Origin of the sequence: Nioella sp. (assembly GCF_964229645.1) — a bacterium.
Classification (GTDB): Bacteria; Pseudomonadota; Alphaproteobacteria; order Rhodobacterales; family Rhodobacteraceae; genus Nioella.
On the sequence record NZ_CAXREX010000163.1, the window covers coordinates 17,811 to 35,014 of the forward strand.

Consider the following 17,204-nt stretch of genomic DNA (forward strand, 5'->3'; position numbering starts at 1 on the left):
CTGTGGTTTTGCCGTCTGACTGCGCTTACTCAGCGGCTTCCGGCGGCGGTCTGCGGAAGATCTCGCGGAAGATGCCGGGGGTCAGAACCGAGAGCGGGTTCACCGTCACATCCGAGTTATCTGCCGTTCCCGTCAGCCGGTAGGTGAATCCGAACAATCCCTCGCGCCGGGGCGTGAACAGGCCTCCTACCAGCCCGTTGACCACATACAAGGGCGAAACGACGCCTTCGAAGTCGAAATACCCGCTGCGCGTGTTGTAGATCCCGTCCAGCGAAAGCCCCATCGACGCGCCAAGCGCGGTGCCTTCCGTGATCGTCATCACGTCAGGTGTCAGTGAAAAGATCACCTCGACATCGCCCAAGGCCACGCCCTCGCCAGTAGCGAGCTGCTCGATCAGCCCCACAACGGAAATGGCGCTGAGCAATTCGGCAATGGCCGGGGCATTGCGCAGGCGCGGGTTGTCGATGGTCAGACTGCCGCTATAGCGCCCTTCGCCGGGCAAGGGGCGCAGGATGAGATCCATCCGTCCGCCATAGGCATTGCGGTAGATGCCCGCAGCACGCAGCACCGCCCCCCCGTCATCGGACCGAAGCCGGATCGCCACGCCATCCGCTTCTCCCAGGATGGTGCCGTTGACGGGCACCTGACCGCCCATCAGCCCCCGGAACTCACCCCGGATCGGGCTGCCGGACAGTTCCGCACGCAGATCCGTCAGGAATATCCCGTCTGTCACCTCAAGCCGGTCCAGCCGGATATTGAGCGGAAGCGCCCCTGCTGACCCGCCGCCACCACCGACAGGCAGGCCGCGCAGATCAGCCTCTCCCCCGGTGATCTGGATGCGCGGCGACAGCCCCGGCCCCCGCGACACGAGGCTGCCCGACACGTCAAGCCAGTCATCGAGCAGGAAGCGATCCACGCGCAACCTGTCAAACTGCCTGTCGGCGAGTTCAACCGCACCTTCCAGGAACAGCCCGTCCCCGCGCAGAACGAGGCTTGGCACGTCAGGTGCATCGCCCAGTATGATGTCGAGCTCCAGGCTGCCCGTGTCACTGGCAGGCAGGCGCCAGCCCAGGGACGGGATGGCCAGGGTCACGCCCGAAAGGTCCGACGTGATGGCAAGGCGGGGCGGCTGATCTTCTACAAGATCCAGCACGAAGCTTGCAGGCCCCCGGCCGCTCAGCATCCCCTCGGGAAGCACCACGCCGAAATCGGCCAAACCCTGCGGTTCCAGGATCGCTTCACCGGTCACCCGGCTTTGCTGCGGCGCGTCCGGGCCAAGCTCGCGGCTCCAGGTTGCGTTGGCCGATAGCCCGTCCAGCATGGCCGGACCGCCAATCGAAAGCGAATGATTGTCGGCCTCGATATGGAGTTGCTGAGACCGCAACACCCGGCCCGGCACCAGTTCCTCTGAACGCACATCCAGGAGACGCCCGGTAATGCCGAACCGCACCTCTTCGGGCGGAATGCGCGGACGCAGGTCCATGTCCAGCGTCAGCAGAAGATCGGCCTGCCCCTCTGCCACCGTGCCGGGATCGAAGGGAAAACGGTTCAGCAGGTTGAAGGGTTCGGCCCCGATCAGGGTCATGGCCGAGGAGATCGGGCCATTGATCGACAGTTCGAAATGCGCAGGCGTCGGGCGTTGACGGGTATTGGTCAGCAGCATGACGGACTCGGCCAGTTGCAGCCGCCCGCCATTCGGGGCCGTGACATAGCCATCATGAAGCGCCAGCGAGACCGTGGTGCCACTGATATCCATGTATCCGCGCCCTGCCTCGATCGGGGCCATGTTGCGGATGGCGCGCACCTCGGACTCTTCGAAATCGAAGGTTATCCCGTGACGCGGGCGGCTTTCCCCCGGTGCCAGGCGGATCGCGGCATGGGCGTCGCGGACGGTGCCGCCGATCACGTTTTCCGCAAGCCAGCGGCGTGTATTCGCAATGGCATTGACCGGCCACAGGGGCAGCACCCGATCGGTCGCCACTTCCGGAATGTCGGCATCAATGCGCACCGACAGCCCCTCTGGTTCGGCTGCAATGCGCCCGCGCGCGGTGACATGCAGCCCCTCGTCGTAGAGAACGGCCTGGCCGAAATCGATGGCCACATGCGGATAAAGCTGCAAGCGCATGTCAAGCGCGCCCCCTGCGAAGGATATCGGGGCCTCGAAGACGCCGGGCGGATCAGCCACGAATTCGCTGATCTGGAACTGGGACAGGTAGACAGGCCCTTCCAGCAGCGTGGCGTGGCCCGAGATGCTGCCGCTCAGGATCGGGGATTCGACGCGGAACTCGTCGAGATGCATCCGTGCCGTTGACGCGTCGTAGTCAAAGCGCAGTGACAGGGCATCGAGCGGCAAAGGATCGACACCGCCGCCCGGGGTGATCCGGCCCGCCCCCACATCCAGCTCACCTGACAGGGTGCCAAGCGTGGCATCGTCGAATAGCGTCGTGCTCATCCGGCCAGAAAGCGGCGCATCAACCAGCGTAAGCCACTCCAGCGCGGCAGAGACCGCCGCAACATCGGTGCTTTGCAGGTTCTGGAATGCGGCGGAAACATCGGTTTCGCCAGCTTCCGGATGGCGCGTGAAACGCAGGGCAAGCGAACTGTCCGGGGTGCCCGCGACCTCCCCGCCAAGGGTCAGGATCAGCGCCTCCCCTTCCGGCACCAGCGATAGGGCAGCGTTGTCGATGCGCAGCTCGTCCCCGGTTTCTCCATCCTCGATGACCAGCGTCAGCCCTTCGCCGACAACCCGTTGCAGACTGGAAAACACGGTCTGGCGGAACATGCGGTCGATCCCGCCAAGGGTTTGCGCAAGGTCGCGCGCGTCCCCGTCCTGGGCACCGGTAAAGGCAAGGTCGAGCCGCCCGTCTGCCGTCCGCCGGATCCTCAGCCCCGCCCCGGCCAGCGACACCTGCCGCGGCCGCATCTCGCCATCCAGCAGGGCGGCCCGGTCGATCTCTACCTCCAGCGCGGGGAACACAACGCGTGGGCGACCCGCTTCGGACAGGCGCAGGTTGACGAAGCGGATCCGCGGCATGAGCGTTCCGCGTGCAATCGACAGGCCCACACGATCGACGGTGACATCGCCACCGGGCATCGAAGCGTCGAGCCCCGCCTCGATCCGCGCGCGCGCAAATTCCGGAACTCCGACCGATCGGCCATTCGGGGGAAATGCGAGCAGAAGGAGAAGCCCCGCGAGGGCAAGAACCAGCACTGTCATCCCGCGCAGGAACCAGCGCAAGGCACGGCCTCGCCTCGGGCGGCGCGACTGCGGATCGGGGCCGGGTTCTGTCATGGATCTCGTGCGCTCGATCTCGCTCGGGGATTATCGCGGTGTTTCGGTCTTTATCTTCGCCTGAATTCGCCTAGCTTGCAAACGGCAGATGCAAGAACCCGCTCATGGAAAGGACCTGACCCCATGCTAGACGTCGGCAGCCCCGCCCCCGATTTCACCCTGCCCCGCGATGGCGGCGACAACGTGAGCCTTTCGGCGCTGAAAGGCGGACCGGTCGTGCTCTACTTCTACCCGCGCGACGACACACCCGGCTGCACGACGGAAGCCAATGACTTTACCGCCATGCTGCCCGAGTTCCAGGCCGCGGGCGCAACCGTCATCGGAGTGTCGAAGGACACGGTCGCCAAGCATGAGAGATTCATCTCCAAGCATGACCTCGGGGTCATCCTTGTCTCCGATGCCGAGGGCGACCTGTGCGAACGCTACGGGACCTGGGTGGAGAAGAACATGTATGGCAAGAAAAGCATGGGCATCCAGCGCGCGACCTTCCTGATCGACGCCGGGGGCAAAGTGGCCCGGGTCTGGCCCAAGGTAAAGGTGGCAGGCCATGCCGCCGAGGTGCTGGAGGCGGTGAAGGCGCTGTGACGGCCCTGACACTGACACAGATGGCGACGGCGGTGCTGGAAACCGCCGACGCCAAGACCAAGACCGCGCTTAGCCGTGACTATGCCGCGCGCTGGTTCGCAGCGCGGCGCGGCGAGACGCCCGAGATCAAGATCGGCACCGCCAGCCCGCCGCTGCGCCCGGCCCGGCCCGCAAAGCCCGAACTGCTCGATCCCCGCGACGTGCCGCGCCGCCGGCCCGGCAGCCCCGAGGGGCGCAAGGCGCTGCTGCATGCGGTCGCCCACATCGAGCTGAATGCCGTCGATCTGCACTGGGACATCATCGCGCGCTTCGGGGGCCGGGTTCGGTTTCCGATGGGCTTCTTCGATGACTGGGTGAAATCGGCCGACGAGGAATCCAAGCACTTCCAACTGGTGTCAGGCTGCCTGGAGTCGATGGGCAGTTTCTATGGCGAGCTTGCCGCCCATGCGGGCATGTGGCGCGCTGCTGAGGACACGGCCGAGGACATCATGGGCCGTCTTGCCGTCGTTCCCATGGTGCTGGAGGCCCGTGGCCTGGACGTGACCCCGGGCATGATCGAGGTCTTCCGCAAGGCAGGCGATCCGGCGGCAAAGCAGGCCGTCGAGGCGCTGGAGGTCATCTATGCCGAAGAGGTGCATCACGTCGCCTATGGCTCGAAATGGTTCCACTTCCTATGCGGGCGGCAGGACACCGACCCCAAGGAGGCATTTCACCGCCTTGTGCGCACCTATTTCCACGGCGCGCTGAAACCGCCCTTCAACGAGGAAAAACGCGCCGAGGCAGGCCTGCCGCCCGATTTCTACTGGCCCCTGTCCGAGACCGGTTCCGTGGGTTGAAGCGGGCAGATGGCTTGGCAAAATTCCGCCCAACCGGGCGCGAAATGGCCGATTTATCCACAGGCGCGGCAAAAAAGCTTTGTCCCTGCCCGGTGAATTGGTCTACTCCCCTTACCTGTCGGCGTCCTATTTGTGGGGACAGGGAGGGTCGCCCGGCGTTTGAAAAGGGAAATGGGGCACAGTGACGTGAAAACACGCCTGACCGACCGCATCAACGCGGCTCTCGAGCGATATCTGCCCGAGCAGCGTCTTTTTCTGAAATCCGACCAGGGCATGCGCTACGTGCGTTTGCGCCCGGCCACGCAGGCCATCATGATCACCGGGTCGTCGCTTTTCGTGGGCTGGACCGTGATCGTGACGGCGATCTTCCTGATCGACTCGATCAGCGCCGAAGGTGTGCGTGAGCAGGCCGAACGGGCGCAGGCCGCATATGAAACGCGCCTCAATGCCATTTCGCAGGAACGCGATTCCCGCGCCAGCGAAGCCCAGGCCAGCCAGGAACGCTTCGCCGTCGCGATGGACGAGGTGTCGGCCATGCAGTCGCGCCTCCTGGCCTCGGAAGAGCGCCGTCGCGAGCTGGAAACCGCCGTCGAGGTGATCCAGACCACGCTGCGCCGGGTCATGGGCGAGCGTGACGAGGCCCGCGAGCAGGCGACCGCCCTTCTGGCCGAACTGAACGGCACCGGCGGCACCGAGCAAAGCGCAGCCGCGCGCCAGGCCGAACTGGAACGCACCATCGACTACATGACCCAGGCCCTCGCCCGCGCCGCGAACGAGCGCGACGATGCCTTCGTGGTCGCCGAGGCCGCAGAGGCCGAGGTCTACGACCTGGAATTCACCCAGGCCCTTTCCTACGAACGCAACGAGCGGATTTTCGCGCAGATCGAAGACGCGGTCGAGATGTCGATGTCGCCCCTTAACTCGATGTTCGAGGCGGCAGGCCTGTCGACCGAAGACCTCGTCAGCCAGATGCGCGCAAGCTATGACGGCCAGGGCGGCCCGATGATGCCGATCACCATGTCGACCCGCGGCGAAGATCCCGACGATGCGACTCTGCGCGCCAACGAGGTTCTGGCGCAGCTCGATTTGCTGAACCTGCACCGTATGGTCGCGGAAAGATTGCCTTTTTCGCGCCCAGTGCTGGCCAGCTACCGGCTGAGCTCGCCCTTCGGCTACCGCCGTGACCCCTTCAATGGCGGCAGCCGTCTGCATTCCGGCGTCGACATGGCGGGCCCCACGGGCACCCCCATCTATGCAACCGCTGACGGCGTTGTCAGCTTTGCCGGTCGTCAAAGCGGCTACGGACTCATCATCACCATCGACCATGCCTTCGGTTTCGAAACCCGTTATGCCCATTTGTCGCGCATCCGCGTGACCGAGGGCCAAAGGGTCTCGCGCGGGGAGCGCATCGGTGATATGGGAAGCACCGGACGGTCGACGGGTCCTCATCTGCACTATGAAGTGCGCACCGGTGAGACGCCGCGCAACCCTATGAACTACATCATGGCAGGTAGAGATGTTTTCTAAATCAAAGATCAACGAACCCGGCCCGAAGCAGGCTGGTTCCGCCACCGACAAACCCGAAACCGCGGCCGATGCCGCCAAGGCAGGATCCACGGACAAGCCCGCAATGCCCCTTACCTCGAACAAGCCCAAGCCGCCCGCCTCGCTCCTGTCGTCTGACCTGACCATCGTGGGCAACCTGCGCACCACCGGTGATATCCAGGTCGAAGGCCATGTGCAGGGCGATATCCGCGCGCATCTTCTGACCGTGGGCGAGGGCGCCACCATCGAGGGTGAAATCGTGGCGGACGATATCGTCGTCACCGGTCGCGTGATCGGTCGCGTGCGCGGCCTGAAGGTGCGCCTGACCTCGACCGCCAAGGTCGAAGGCGACATCATTCACAAGACCATCGCGATCGAAAGCGGTGCCCATTTCGAAGGCTCCGTGCAGCGCCAGGAAGACCCGCTGTCGGGCAATGGTGGCGCCAAGCGCGCAGCCCCCGCAGCCGCGGCCCCTGCCCCCAAGAACAACGGCGCCGAGGCCTGAGCCCCGACACCCTTTGATCCGGTCCACGGATGATCCGGCCCTGCACCCAAGCTGGTGCGGGGCCGGTTTAGTTTTACCTCAGTCGTGTTCCAACGCGCGGCGATAGATGTGCCAGCTGGCATGGCCCAGAACCGGCAGCGCGATGAAAAGCCCCAAAAGCGCGGGCAACATCGCAAGGAAGGTCAGCACAGCGATCTCCATGCCCCAGGCGATCATGACCTTTGGGTTGCGCTTGACCACCGCGGTCGAGGTCAGCATTGCGGTCACGAAATCCAGTTCCTTGTCCAGCAAAAGCGGCAGCGAAATCACCGTCAGGCAAAACAGGACGAAGGCAAAGACCGCGCCGAAGCCCGTGCCGGTCAGCAACATGAGCAGCCCTTCCGGCTGAAGAAGGTAGGCATAGCTCGACGAGACGTTCATCAACACCGATGGCCCCATGAACAGCGCGAAGAGCATATGCGCGAAGAAGGACCAGAACAGGAAATAGACGATGATGACCCAGGACATCAGCGGCAGTTGACGGAGCCGCTGACGCCAGACCACGCCGAAAATATCGTTGCGGCGAAAATCCGTGTCCCCCTGTTCCAGCCTGTGTGACACCTCGTAAAGCCCGACGGCAAGAAACGGCGCCATCAGCGGGAACCCGACGGTGAAGGGCAGCGCCCACCAGACCTGCTCGGTAACGAAGAAGAAGATGTAGATCAGCCAACCGCCCACAACGTAGATATGGGAAAAGAAAAGGCCCATCATGGGCTTGCGCCGGAAGTCCCGCCAGCCCGCGCGCAACGCATAGCCGATATCGCCCATCTCCATCGCCCGGATGTCGGGCACCCGTGATGCTGCTGGCAATGCCTGCCCGGTCTCGCTCATGCTCACGTCCTCCCCACCCAAATGCTAAGGGAGGCATCTCGATCCTGCCAAGGATTAAGTGCAGCGGTCAGGCCGGGCGGGGGGCGGAAATATTCATTTCCGGACAAATTCCGTCGACGGAATTTGCCCCGCGCGATGCGCTCAGTCTTCTGCCTGGGCATCGGCGCGGGACTTGCCGGCCACGTCCATGGCCAGGACCGAGCCCATCAGCCCGTCGAGATCGCCATCGAGCACGCCCTGCGTGTCCGAGGTCTCGAAGCCCGTCCGCAGGTCCTTCACCATCTGGTAGGGTTGCAGAACGTAGGACCGGATCTGGTTGCCCCACCCCGCTTCGCCCTTGGCCTCGTGTGCCTCGTTGATAGCGGCGTTCCGGCGGTCCAGTTCCTGCTGGTAGAGCCGCGACTTCAGCGCCTTCATGGCGATGTCACGGTTCTGGTGCTGGGATTTCTCGGAACTCGTCACCACGATCCCCGTCGGGATATGGGTGATCCGCACGGCAGAGTCGGTGGTGTTGACGTGCTGCCCCCCCGCGCCGGACGAACGGTAAGTGTCGATGCGGATGTCAGAGGGGTTCACCTCGATCTCGATATTGTCGTCCACCACCGGGTAGACCCAGACCGAGGAAAACGAGGTGTGCCGCCGCGCGGCGCTGTCATAGGGCGAGATCCGCACCAGGCGATGCACGCCCGATTCCGATTTCAGCCAGCCATAGGCGTTGTGGCCGGAGATCTTGTAGGTGGCCGACTTGATGCCCGCCTCTTCGCCCGCGCTTTCGGACTGAAGCTCCACATCGTAGCCCTTCTTCTCGGCCCACCGCACATACATGCGCGCCAGGATCGAGGCCCAGTCACAGCTTTCGGTGCCACCCGCGCCCGAGTTGATTTCGAGGAAGGTGTCATTGCTGTCGGCCTCGCCATCGAGAAGCGCCTCCAGCTCTTTCTGGGCGGCCGTGGCCACGAGGTCCTTCAGCGCGGCTTCGGCCTCGGCGACGACTTCGGCATCGCCTTCCATCTCGCCCAGTTCAATAAGCTCGATATTGTCTTCCAGCCCGCTCTTGATCGCCTTGTAGGTGCCGAGCTTGTCGACCAGAAGCTGCCGGTCGCGCATCAGTTTCTGGGCCTTTTCCTGGTCATTCCACAGGTCCGGGTCCTCGACGCGCGCGTTGAATTCCTCCAGCCGGTGTTCCGCCGTCTCAAGGTCCATCCGCTGGCCCAGAAGGGCCAGGGATTTGCGGATTTTCTCGATATGGCTCTGGGTTTCGGCCCGCATGGTTCAACTCGCCTGGCTCGTGCTGCTTCGGTCCGAGTGATGTAGACCGTCCCCTGCCCCGCTGCAAGCATCGAAGGGGGCAGGTGCAATCAGCTCTGTCAGTAAAGCCCGCCCGATGTCAGCTGGCCGAAGCCGGTGCCAAGCGGCACGCGCGCCGTGCCCCCGGTCGAGGTCTCGACCGTGCTGTCCTCGGGCGTCAGCACGCCGCCATCGACAAGCTCGCCATTGCCGGATGGATCTTCGCCTCGGGCGAACATGGGCAGGTTGGTGCCCATTCCGAAGCCCCCGTCGATGATCGAGAGCATGCCGAAGAACGGCTCTTCGCCGTCACGGAAATATTCCATCACAACATCGGGTCCATTTGCGCCCTGCTCCAGACGCTGGCCGGAATAGCGGTCGATCGGGTAGAAATGCCCGCCCGACGGCACCTGGAATTCGCCGGCACCGTATTCGTCGATGGCCTCGCGCATGAATTCCGCGAAGACCGGACCGCAGGTATTGCCGCCATAGACGCCGCGCCCAAGGGTGCGGGGGTTGTCAAAGCCGATGTAGCAGCCGGCCACGATGGTATTCGTGAAACCCACGAACCACACGTCGCGCGCATCGTTGGTGGTCCCGGTCTTGCCAGCCACGGGCACGCCAAGCCCGGCATTGCCCACGGACCCGGCAGCGGTGCCGCGCTGGACCACGCCGCGCATCATCGAGGTGATCTGGTAGGCGGTAATCGGGTCGATCACCTGTTCGCGGTTCGAGACGATCCGGGGCGCATGACCGGGCTCCAGCGAGGCCAGCAGGCAATCTTGGCAAATCCGCTGGTCATGGCGATAGATCGTGTTCCCGAACCGGTCCTGCACCCGGTCGACCAGCGTTGGTTCCACCCGCTCGCCGCCCTTGGCAAACATCGCGTAGGCCGCGACGATCCGGTAAAGCGTCGTCTCCTGGGCGCCGAGCGAATTGGCGAGGTAGGGCTGCAAGTCATCATAGACCCCGAAGCGTTCGGCATAGCGGGCCACGGTTTCCATTCCCAGGTCCTGGGCCAGGCGCACCGTCATCAGGTTGCGTGACTGTTCGATTCCGGTGCGCAAAGGGGCCGGTCCGTAGAATTCGTTCGATGCGTTGGTCGGACGCCAGATGCCCTCGCCCGTGTCGACTTCGATCGGTGCGTCGATCACGATCGTGTTCGGGCTGTAGCCGCTGTCGAGCGCCGAGGCGTAGACGAAGGGCTTGAAGACCGAACCCGGCTGGCGCGTGGCTTGCGTGGCGCGGTTGAACGAACTGTGCTGGTAGGAAAAGCCCCCCTGGATCGCCAGGACCCGGCCCGTGTTCACGTCCATCGCCATGAAGCCGCCCTGCACCTCGGGGATCTGGCGCAGGGACCAGCGGTCGAACTCGCCCGCGTTGTCGGTGAGCGCGCGCACATGGATCACGTCACCCACATCGAGCAGGTCGCCCGCGACGCGGGCGGTGTCCCCCCGGTTGCCCTCGGTATCCACCGGGCGTGCCCATGTCACGTCTTCGGGCGCGATGAAATGGCCGTCCTCGTCGTTTTCAATACCCTCGATCCCGATCCGGGCATGGGTATTGCCAACCTCGAGCACCACGGCCGCGTGCCAGCCGTCGATGTCGCGTGGGAAGGTCACTTCGGCCAGCAGGTCTCGCCAGCCTTCGCCCTCGGCCGCGGCCAGCGCGTCAGGGTCGATTGTCGCCAGCGGATCGCGCCACAGGCCCCGCTCACGGTCATAGCGCTCCAGCGCCCGGCGCAGCGCGCGTTCGGCCGCCAGCTGCAGGCTTTCATCCATCGTCGCGCGCACGGTGTAGCCGCCCGAGAAGAATTCTTCTTCTCCGAAATTGCGGCTGAGCTGCCGGCGGATCTCATCGGAGAAGTAGTTTCGCGGTGGCAGTTGCGCTCGGAACGGCTCAAGGTGTCCGCCCTGCACGGTTTCCAGCGGCGCGGCCTGCGCCACCTCCATCTCCTCGCGAGAGATGTAGCCGTTTTCGAACATCTCGCGCAGCACGTAGTTGCGACGGCTGATCGCCCGGTCGTAATTGCGCACAGGGTGCAGCTGCGACGGGGCCTGCGGAAGGGCCGCAAGATAGGCCGCCTGTTCGGGGCGCAGTTCGGACAGCGGCGTGTTGAAATAGGTCTGCGCCGCGGCGGCGACGCCATAGGAATTCTGGCCCAGAAAAATCTCGTTGAGATAGAGTTCCAGGATCCGTTCCTTGGACAGGGTGGTCTCGATCCGTGCTGCCAGGATGATCTCCCGGATCTTGCGCTCGATCGTGCGCGATCCGTCGAGAAGGAAGTTCTTCATCACCTGCTGCGTGATGGTCGACGCCCCGCGCACATCGCGCCCGCGCGAACGCACCGCCTCGATGAAGGCTGCCGCGATGGCGCGCGGGTCGTAGCCGCCATGTTCCCAGAAATTGCGGTCCTCCGCGCTGACGAAGGCGTTGGCGACCACATCGGGGATTTCCTCGTAAGAGGCGAAGATCCGGCGCTCGGCGGCAAACTCGTCCATGATCTGCCCGTCACGGGTGTAGATCCGGCTGATCGTGGCGGGCGAATATTGCGCAAGCGTTTCATGGTCGGGCAGATCGCGGGCGTAGGAATAGACCACGCCGCCAGCCAGAAGCGCCCCCATGACAAGGCCATTGGTCAGGAAGGTAAAAATCCCCCCGAAAAACGAAAAAATGAATCGGATCATGCCCGCGACTCCAATGGCGTTCTCGCCTTATAGGCGGCACCGCCGACAGGGTCAAAAGCCCCGCGATCACAACGGCGGGAAATCGCGCCTTTTCCGGTTGCACCCATCCCTGCCCTGACCACACTGGGCGCATGGATTTCGATGACATTCTTCCAGCCTATGACCGGGTTGCCGACCACTGGGCCGCCACGCGTGACCGGTCCCTGTTCGAGAAAGCCGCGCTACAGGCCGCGCTTGCGGGCCAGTTGGGCGCGCGCGTGCTTGATCTTGGATGCGGCACCGGCTTGCCAATCGCCGAGTGGTTCGCGCACCAGGGCTGCCTGGTCACGGGGGTGGATGGATCGGCCCCCATGTTGCGCTACTTTCGCACCAACCTGCCCGGCGCAGGGGCCGTTCATGCCGATATGCGCCGGATCGCCTTGAGGCAACGCTTCGATGTGATCCTTGGCTGGGACAGTTTCTTTCACCTCTCGAAACCCGATCAGCGCGCCATGTTTGCCGTCTTTGAAGCCCATGCCGCGCGCGGGGCCCGGCTTTTGCTGACGACGGGGGATGCCGAGGGCGAACCGATGGGCCGGGTGGGCCAAGAGCCGGTCATTCACGCCAGCCTCTCGCCCGCAGCCTACCGGGATCTCTTCGCCGCTCACGGGTTTCGCGTGCTCTGGTTCCGCCCCCGCGACGCGGAGTTCTGGGGCCGCTCCGTCTGGCTGGCCCGATATGAAGGCGATCAGCGCGCGGGCGGAATGGCGTAGGTCATCGAGGCGCGGGCCACCGGCTCCGATCCGCCCTCGGAATAAAGCAGGCAATCCCCGACGGCCAGGCTGCGCCCCAGCTTCAACAGCCGTGCCTCGCAGATCAGATCCGTCCCCGCCGCCGGTTTGCGCATGAAATCCATCGCGATATTGGTGGTCACGCTCAATGCCTTGGGGCCGATCATGGCCAGCGTGGCAAGGTAGATCGAAACATCGGCCAGCGCGAACATCGACGGGCCGGACACGGTGCCACCGGGGCGCAGGTGCTGCTCGCCCACGTTGAGGCGCACCCGAATGGCCATCTCCTCGACATGTTCGACGGTGAATTCATGCGCGACCTGCGGGAACTCTGCATCCAGAAATTCCGCCAGCGCTGATTTGTCCATGGCCAGTGCCATTGCCCCTCCTCCGTGTTTCGCCCTAGCATTCCGGCGCTTGGAGGCGATTGGCAAGGGAGGGCCATATGTCGGACGCTACGTCACAAGAAATTCTCGTCCGAGAGGACCTGGGCCCGGTCACGCGGCTGACGCTGAACATGCCCGGCGCGCTCAATGCGCTGTCCGATGCCATGCTGGCGCGGCTGAACGCGGAATTCTCCAGCCTGATGGACGACCACGCCCAGAAAGTCGTGATCCTGCGCGGCGCCGGAAAGGCGTTTTGTGCCGGGCATGACCTCAAGGAAATGAAGGCCAAGCGCGATGCGCCCGACAAGGGGGCCGCCGCGCTGCGCGATCTCTTCGATCGCTGCGCCACCGTCATGCAGATGATCCCGCGCCTGCCGCAGCCGGTGATTGCCGAAGTGCACGGTATTGCCACGGCGGCGGGATGCCAGCTGGTGGCCAGCTGTGACATGGCCGTGGCTGCCGATGACACGCGCTTCGGCGTGAACGGCGTCAACATCGGTCTGTTCTGTTCGACCCCCATGGTGGCCCTCAGCCGCAACATCCCGCGCAAGCAGGCCTTCGAGATGCTGACCACGGGCCGGTTCATCCTGGCAGAGCGTGCCGTGGAACTGGGCCTGATCAACCGTTCTGTCCATTCCGACAAGTTGGAGACCGAGGTGATGGAGCTTGCCAAGACCGTCGCGGGCAAGCTTGGCAGCGCGGTTCGGATCGGCAAGCGGGCGTTTTACGACCAGATCCAGATGCCCCTGGACCAGGCCTATAACTTCACCGGCGCGGTCATGGTGGACAACATGCTCGATGACGACACCGCCGAAGGCATCGCGGCCTTCATCGACAAGCGCAAACCGTCCTGGTCAGCCGAGGAATAGTGCCGGGCACGCAGGCCTGAAGCCATGACGCAACACCGGTGGTCTTGAAACTGCAGGCGGGTGGACGCTCCACCTGCCCTCTTTTTGTCTTTCGACACGATAGTAAGCATTAACCCGGCCCGCCCGGGACGAGCACGAGTAAACCCATGTTTCGCAAGTCCATTCTCGCCGCAGTCGCGGCCTTGCCCCTTTCCGCATATTCCGCTTCCGCTCAGGACTCAGGCTTCGCCTTCGACGGCGCCTTTATCGACCTCGGCTTTCACAACACTCTCGATCCTTTCGGGGATCAGGCCGACCGTTTCTTCACCGGCGCCGGGGCGTATATGCTGACACCCCGCGTCGGGGTTCAGCTTGGCTTCCAGCATATTCGAGATCACTCGAACGAGGGCGTATTCCAGAGTATCGGCCTGTTCGAAGCGGATGGCCTTCAGGCCCACCTCTTCTACGACCCGACCGACGACACCCGCGTTGGTGTTTTCTATTCTTATGAAACCTTCGACAGCCGGGACGAGATTTCCATCCTCGGCATCGAAGGCGTCTGGACCCCGGAGCGTGGCCGGCTGGAAGGGCGTTTGGGCTTTTTCGAGGATCCCATGGGCACCGGTGCGACCCAGGGGGAGATCCTGGCAAGCGCGGACCTCTTTGGCGGGCTGGACCTGGTCGGAGAGTTCATCTTCTTCGATTGCGACGACGGATCGCTCTTCCAGAATTTCATGGCGGGTCTTGCCTATGATGTCACCCCGCGGAACCGTGTCTAAGCGATGTTTGGCAGTTCGCGCAGCGATCTTCCCGGTAGCCCGACCTCGTCGGTCGATCTCTTCCAGTTTGGCTACATGCTGACTTTCGGCGGTTCGTCCGAGGACTCTCGCGTGTTCCGCTACAGCGCCAACTGATCCCCGTGGCGGATCAGTCCTGCTGACCGGCCAGTCGCCAGGCCAGCAGACTGGACAGGCCTATCAGGCCAGCTGACAAGGCGATCAGGCCCGGCACATGGGCATGGTCCAGAACGAAGGCTCCGACAACCGGGGCCGCTGCCCCGGCCAGCAGGGCCGGGATCTGGATCGTGCCCGCGATGGCGCCATAGCCCGCCGGGCCCAGAACCTCGGAAATCAGAACGGGGCGCAGGATCGTCATCACCCCGATGGCGGCCCCCTGGATCGCGGTGAAGCCGAAGATGAGCCAGGGCGACAGCCCCGCCAGCCAAAGGGCGGCCGTGCCCGCCAGCATGGCGACGAAGGTCACGCGCGTGGCAGCAGCGGTTCCGATCCGTGCCTCGAACCGCATCAGGACCAGCCGGCCTGCCACCTGGGCGGGGCCGACGGTCGACGCCGCGAAGACCGCCAGCGCCTCGCCTGCCCCCTGCTCGACGAAGATGGGCACCGCGTAGCTGATCAGCATCCAGTGATTGAGCGCGACAAGCGCGAAGACAAGCGCCAGCAGCCAGAACGTTCCGGCCCGCATGGCCCGTGACAGCGCGCCCTTGTCGGCCTCGCGCTGGTCCGGCTCGCCCTCTACGCGGCGAAGCATCCGCCCTGCCAGCGCAAAGATCGGCACCAGGACAAACGCCATGACGCCTGCCGCCACCCAGACCGCGCCGCGCCAGCCGATCCAGGCGCTGAGCGCCGCGCCAGCGGGAAAGGCAATGGTCGAGGCAAAGCCCGCCACAAGCGTCACCCGCACGATGGCGGCCCGGGCATGGGGGCCAAGGCGGCGGATCAGGAAGGCAAAGCAGGTTTCATAAAGCGTGACAGACTGCGCCAGCCCGATGACGGCCCAGGCCAGCAGATAGGCGCCCTGGCTCTGGCTGGTGGCCAGAAGGACCAGCGCCCCCGCCCCGATGACAGAGCCAGCCACCATCGCCTCGGGCCCCTTGCCCAGGTCGACCAGCCGCCCGGCAAAGGGGGCCAACGCGGCCGAGATCACGATGGCGATGAAAGGCCCCGTCGCCAGCAGCGAGCGGGGCCAGTGCAGATCGGCCTCCCAGCTCAGGATCAGGGCCGCGAAGATGTAGTAGAGGCAGGCGTAGCTCAGCGTCTGCCCGACCGCCAGCATCCAGACGGCAGGCCCGCGCGCGGCCAGGTCGGGCCGCGCACGCATCCTAGAGCCCGTAGATCGCGCCGAACTTGGCGTCGAGGTAATCGAGCAGGGGCGCCTCGCTGACGGGCGCGCGGGCCGCCCGTTCCACCACGTCGCGCGGCTCGTAAAGCCCGCCATGGGTTTGCAGGTTGTCCTTCATCCAACCCGTCGCACCCCTCAGGTTGCCGACCGCCATCTGCGCATCCACGTCCGGCATGTCGGCGCGGAGCGCATTGAACAGGCAACCGGCGTAGACATTGCCAAGCGTGTAGGTGGGGAAATAACCGAACAGCCCGACCGACCAGTGCACATCCTGCAACATCCCGTGCGAGGGCTTGTCTACGGCCACCCCGAAATCGGCCTCGAACCGATCGTTCCAGGCCAATTCCAGATCCGCCACCTGCAGATCACCCCGGATCAGTGCGCGTTCGAGGTCGAAGCGCAGCAGGATATGCAGGTTGTAATGCACCTCGTCGGCCTCGGTGCGGATATAGCCCGAGCGCACCCGATTTACGGCGGCATGAAACGCGTCTGCGTCCTTCAGGTTCAGATCCCCGAACGCGTCGCGCATGCGCCCGAAGAGCCAGCCGGTGAAGGCGCGGCTGCGGCCCATCTGGTTTTCGTAGGACCGGCTCTGGCTTTCATGCACGCCCATGGACACGCCCCCACCAAGCGCGGTCAGGAAATAGGCGTCGTCGACATGAAGCTCGTAGCAGGCGTGGCCCACCTCGTGGATGGTGGAATAGAGGCAGCCGAAGGGCTCGCTTTCATCCACCCGCGTGGTGATCCGCACATCCTGGCCAGAGCCCGAGCTGAAGGGATGCACCGCCTTGTCGATGCGGCCATGGCTGAAATTGTAGCCGAAGACCTGGGCGATCTCGGTCGAGAGCGCCAGTTGAACCTGCTCTGCGAAATGCCCTTTCAGTGGTTCGGGGTCAAAGCCCGAGGACAGGATGCGCCCACGCAGATCGACCAGCCGCGGCCGCATGCGCGAAAAGAGCGCCTCGATCTCGGCCCCGGTGATCCCCGGTTCGTAATCCTGCAAGAGCGCGTCATAGGGGTCCGCATCGCCCGCGATGGCGGCAGCTTCCTCGCGCCGCAGGCGCAGGATCTCGGCCAGGGTCGGCAGGAAGGCGGCCACGTCCTCGCCCGCGCGCGCATCGGCCCAGATGCCCTGCGCCCGAGAGGTGGCCTTGGCCAGCGCCTTTGCCAGATCGGCGGGCACCTTGGTGGCGCGGTCATATTCACGGCGGATGAGCCGCAGGTTGGCGCGACCCACCTCGTCGGCGGCCTCGGCGCTGGCCAGCCAGTCGCCCACGCGCGGATCGGTGCGGCGGGCATGCAGCACGCTTTCCATCGCCGCCATTTCCTCGGACCGCTGCTCGGCCCCGCCCCGCGGCATCACGGTTTCCTGGTCCCAGCCAAGCCGGCCCATGACCTGCGCCAGCGCATGCGTGTCTTTCTGGTAGGCGATCAGTTCGTCATAGGCGGTCATG

General features: G+C 64.6%; 15 protein-coding genes. 8 read left to right on the forward strand and 7 right to left on the reverse strand.

The window, feature by feature from the left end; all coding sequences use genetic code 11:
• Positions 1-25 precede the first annotated feature (25 nt).
• Positions 26-3,292, reverse strand: a complete 3,267-nt coding sequence (locus ACEQXV_RS10650; RefSeq protein WP_370253262.1) for a hypothetical protein — start codon at positions 3,290-3,292, stop codon at positions 26-28.
• A gap of 123 nt (positions 3,293-3,415) precedes the next feature.
• Between ACEQXV_RS10650 and ACEQXV_RS10655 the strand changes: the two genes are divergently transcribed.
• The 4 genes from ACEQXV_RS10655 to ACEQXV_RS10670 all read left to right on the forward strand — a co-directional run bounded on the left by ACEQXV_RS10655 (position 3,416) and on the right by ACEQXV_RS10670 (position 6,763).
• Positions 3,416-3,877 (forward strand): peroxiredoxin, encoded by a 462-nt coding sequence (locus ACEQXV_RS10655; protein WP_370253263.1) that lies wholly within the window; start codon positions 3,416-3,418, stop codon positions 3,875-3,877.
• A gap of 20 nt (positions 3,878-3,897) precedes the next feature.
• Entirely contained in the window at positions 3,898-4,713 is an 816-nt protein-coding gene (locus tag ACEQXV_RS10660; RefSeq protein WP_370253296.1) for a ferritin-like domain-containing protein, read from the forward strand.
• A gap of 186 nt (positions 4,714-4,899) precedes the next feature.
• Entirely contained in the window at positions 4,900-6,240 is a 1,341-nt protein-coding gene (locus ACEQXV_RS10665) for a DUF5930 domain-containing protein (RefSeq protein WP_370269094.1), read from the forward strand.
• Complete coding sequence (locus ACEQXV_RS10670) at positions 6,230-6,763, forward strand: polymer-forming cytoskeletal protein (protein ID WP_370253267.1); 534 nt, start codon at positions 6,230-6,232, stop codon at positions 6,761-6,763. Before ACEQXV_RS10665 ends, ACEQXV_RS10670 begins: the two co-directional genes overlap by 11 nt.
• Positions 6,764-6,841: 78 nt before the next feature.
• Here ACEQXV_RS10670 and ACEQXV_RS10675 read toward each other — a convergent pair whose 3' ends face one another.
• From ACEQXV_RS10675 to ACEQXV_RS10685, 3 genes are all read right to left on the reverse strand, one after another.
• Positions 6,842-7,633, reverse strand: a complete 792-nt coding sequence (locus ACEQXV_RS10675) for a DUF2189 domain-containing protein (protein WP_370269096.1) — start codon at positions 7,631-7,633, stop codon at positions 6,842-6,844.
• A 141-nt stretch (positions 7,634-7,774) separates the two neighbouring features.
• Positions 7,775-8,902 (reverse strand): peptide chain release factor 2, encoded by a 1,128-nt coding sequence (prfB, locus tag ACEQXV_RS10680; protein ID WP_370269098.1) that lies wholly within the window; start codon positions 8,900-8,902, stop codon positions 7,775-7,777.
• Between the two features lie 98 nt (positions 8,903-9,000).
• A complete protein-coding gene (locus ACEQXV_RS10685; RefSeq protein WP_370269099.1) occupies positions 9,001-11,607 on the reverse strand; it encodes a penicillin-binding protein 1A in 2,607 nt (868 codons plus the stop codon).
• Positions 11,608-11,738: 131 nt separating this feature from the next.
• On the opposite strand from ACEQXV_RS10685, the gene ACEQXV_RS10690 reads away from it, so the two are divergent.
• Positions 11,739-12,359 carry a trans-aconitate 2-methyltransferase gene (locus ACEQXV_RS10690; RefSeq protein ID WP_370269100.1) on the forward strand — a complete coding sequence of 207 codons (621 nt, stop codon included), beginning with the start codon at positions 11,739-11,741 and terminating at the stop codon, positions 12,357-12,359.
• Here the strand turns inward: ACEQXV_RS10690 and ACEQXV_RS10695 are convergent.
• On the reverse strand, positions 12,335-12,757 hold the full coding sequence (locus tag ACEQXV_RS10695; RefSeq protein WP_370269101.1) for a PaaI family thioesterase: 423 nt from the start codon (positions 12,755-12,757) through the stop codon (positions 12,335-12,337). The two genes, ACEQXV_RS10690 and ACEQXV_RS10695, sit on opposite strands and share 25 nt — an antisense overlap.
• A gap of 65 nt (positions 12,758-12,822) precedes the next feature.
• Between ACEQXV_RS10695 and ACEQXV_RS10700 the strand changes: the two genes are divergently transcribed.
• The 3 genes from ACEQXV_RS10700 (at position 12,823) to ACEQXV_RS10710 (ending at position 14,525) form a co-directional block, all read left to right on the forward strand.
• Complete coding sequence (locus ACEQXV_RS10700) at positions 12,823-13,632, forward strand: enoyl-CoA hydratase (RefSeq protein ID WP_370253276.1); 810 nt, start codon at positions 12,823-12,825, stop codon at positions 13,630-13,632.
• A gap of 146 nt (positions 13,633-13,778) precedes the next feature.
• On the forward strand, positions 13,779-14,390 hold the full coding sequence (locus ACEQXV_RS10705) for a hypothetical protein (RefSeq protein WP_370253278.1): 612 nt from the start codon (positions 13,779-13,781) through the stop codon (positions 14,388-14,390).
• A gap of 3 nt (positions 14,391-14,393) precedes the next feature.
• Complete coding sequence (locus ACEQXV_RS10710) at positions 14,394-14,525, forward strand: hypothetical protein (RefSeq protein WP_370253279.1); 132 nt, start codon at positions 14,394-14,396, stop codon at positions 14,523-14,525.
• A 13-nt stretch (positions 14,526-14,538) separates the two neighbouring features.
• On the opposite strand, the gene ACEQXV_RS10715 is transcribed toward ACEQXV_RS10710, so the two are convergent.
• Both ACEQXV_RS10715 and ACEQXV_RS10720 read right to left on the reverse strand, forming a co-directional pair.
• Positions 14,539-15,729 (reverse strand): MFS transporter, encoded by a 1,191-nt coding sequence (locus tag ACEQXV_RS10715; RefSeq protein ID WP_370269104.1) that lies wholly within the window; start codon positions 15,727-15,729, stop codon positions 14,539-14,541.
• 1 nt (position 15,730) lies between these two features.
• Entirely contained in the window at positions 15,731-17,203 is a 1,473-nt protein-coding gene (locus tag ACEQXV_RS10720; protein WP_370269105.1) for a carboxypeptidase M32, read from the reverse strand.
• Between the last annotated feature and the right edge of the window lies 1 nt (position 17,204).

Bases quoted from the DNA above. Each gene is read 5' to 3' on its own strand.
- ACEQXV_RS10650 (WP_370253262.1), bottom strand. From the start codon at position 3,292: ATGACAGAACCCGGCCCCGATCCGCAGTCGCGCCGCCCGAGGCGAGGC.
- ACEQXV_RS10655 (WP_370253263.1), top strand. From the start codon at position 3,416: ATGCTAGACGTCGGCAGCCCCGCCCCCGATTTCACCCTGCCCCGCGAT.
- ACEQXV_RS10660 (WP_370253296.1), top strand. From the start codon at position 3,898: ATGGCGACGGCGGTGCTGGAAACCGCCGACGCCAAGACCAAGACCGCG.
- ACEQXV_RS10670 (WP_370253267.1), top strand. From the start codon at position 6,230: ATGTTTTCTAAATCAAAGATCAACGAACCCGGCCCGAAGCAGGCTGGT.
- ACEQXV_RS10675 (WP_370269096.1), bottom strand. From the start codon at position 7,633: ATGAGCGAGACCGGGCAGGCATTGCCAGCAGCATCACGGGTGCCCGAC.
- prfB (WP_370269098.1), bottom strand. From the start codon at position 8,902: ATGCGGGCCGAAACCCAGAGCCATATCGAGAAAATCCGCAAATCCCTG.
- ACEQXV_RS10685 (WP_370269099.1), bottom strand. From the start codon at position 11,607: ATGATCCGATTCATTTTTTCGTTTTTCGGGGGGATTTTTACCTTCCTG.
- ACEQXV_RS10690 (WP_370269100.1), top strand. From the start codon at position 11,739: ATGGATTTCGATGACATTCTTCCAGCCTATGACCGGGTTGCCGACCAC.
- ACEQXV_RS10695 (WP_370269101.1), bottom strand. From the start codon at position 12,757: ATGGCACTGGCCATGGACAAATCAGCGCTGGCGGAATTTCTGGATGCA.
- ACEQXV_RS10700 (WP_370253276.1), top strand. From the start codon at position 12,823: ATGTCGGACGCTACGTCACAAGAAATTCTCGTCCGAGAGGACCTGGGC.
- ACEQXV_RS10705 (WP_370253278.1), top strand. From the start codon at position 13,779: ATGTTTCGCAAGTCCATTCTCGCCGCAGTCGCGGCCTTGCCCCTTTCC.
- ACEQXV_RS10710 (WP_370253279.1), top strand. From the start codon at position 14,394: ATGTTTGGCAGTTCGCGCAGCGATCTTCCCGGTAGCCCGACCTCGTCG.
- ACEQXV_RS10715 (WP_370269104.1), bottom strand. From the start codon at position 15,729: ATGCGTGCGCGGCCCGACCTGGCCGCGCGCGGGCCTGCCGTCTGGATG.
- ACEQXV_RS10720 (WP_370269105.1), bottom strand. From the start codon at position 17,203: ATGACCGCCTATGACGAACTGATCGCCTACCAGAAAGACACGCATGCG.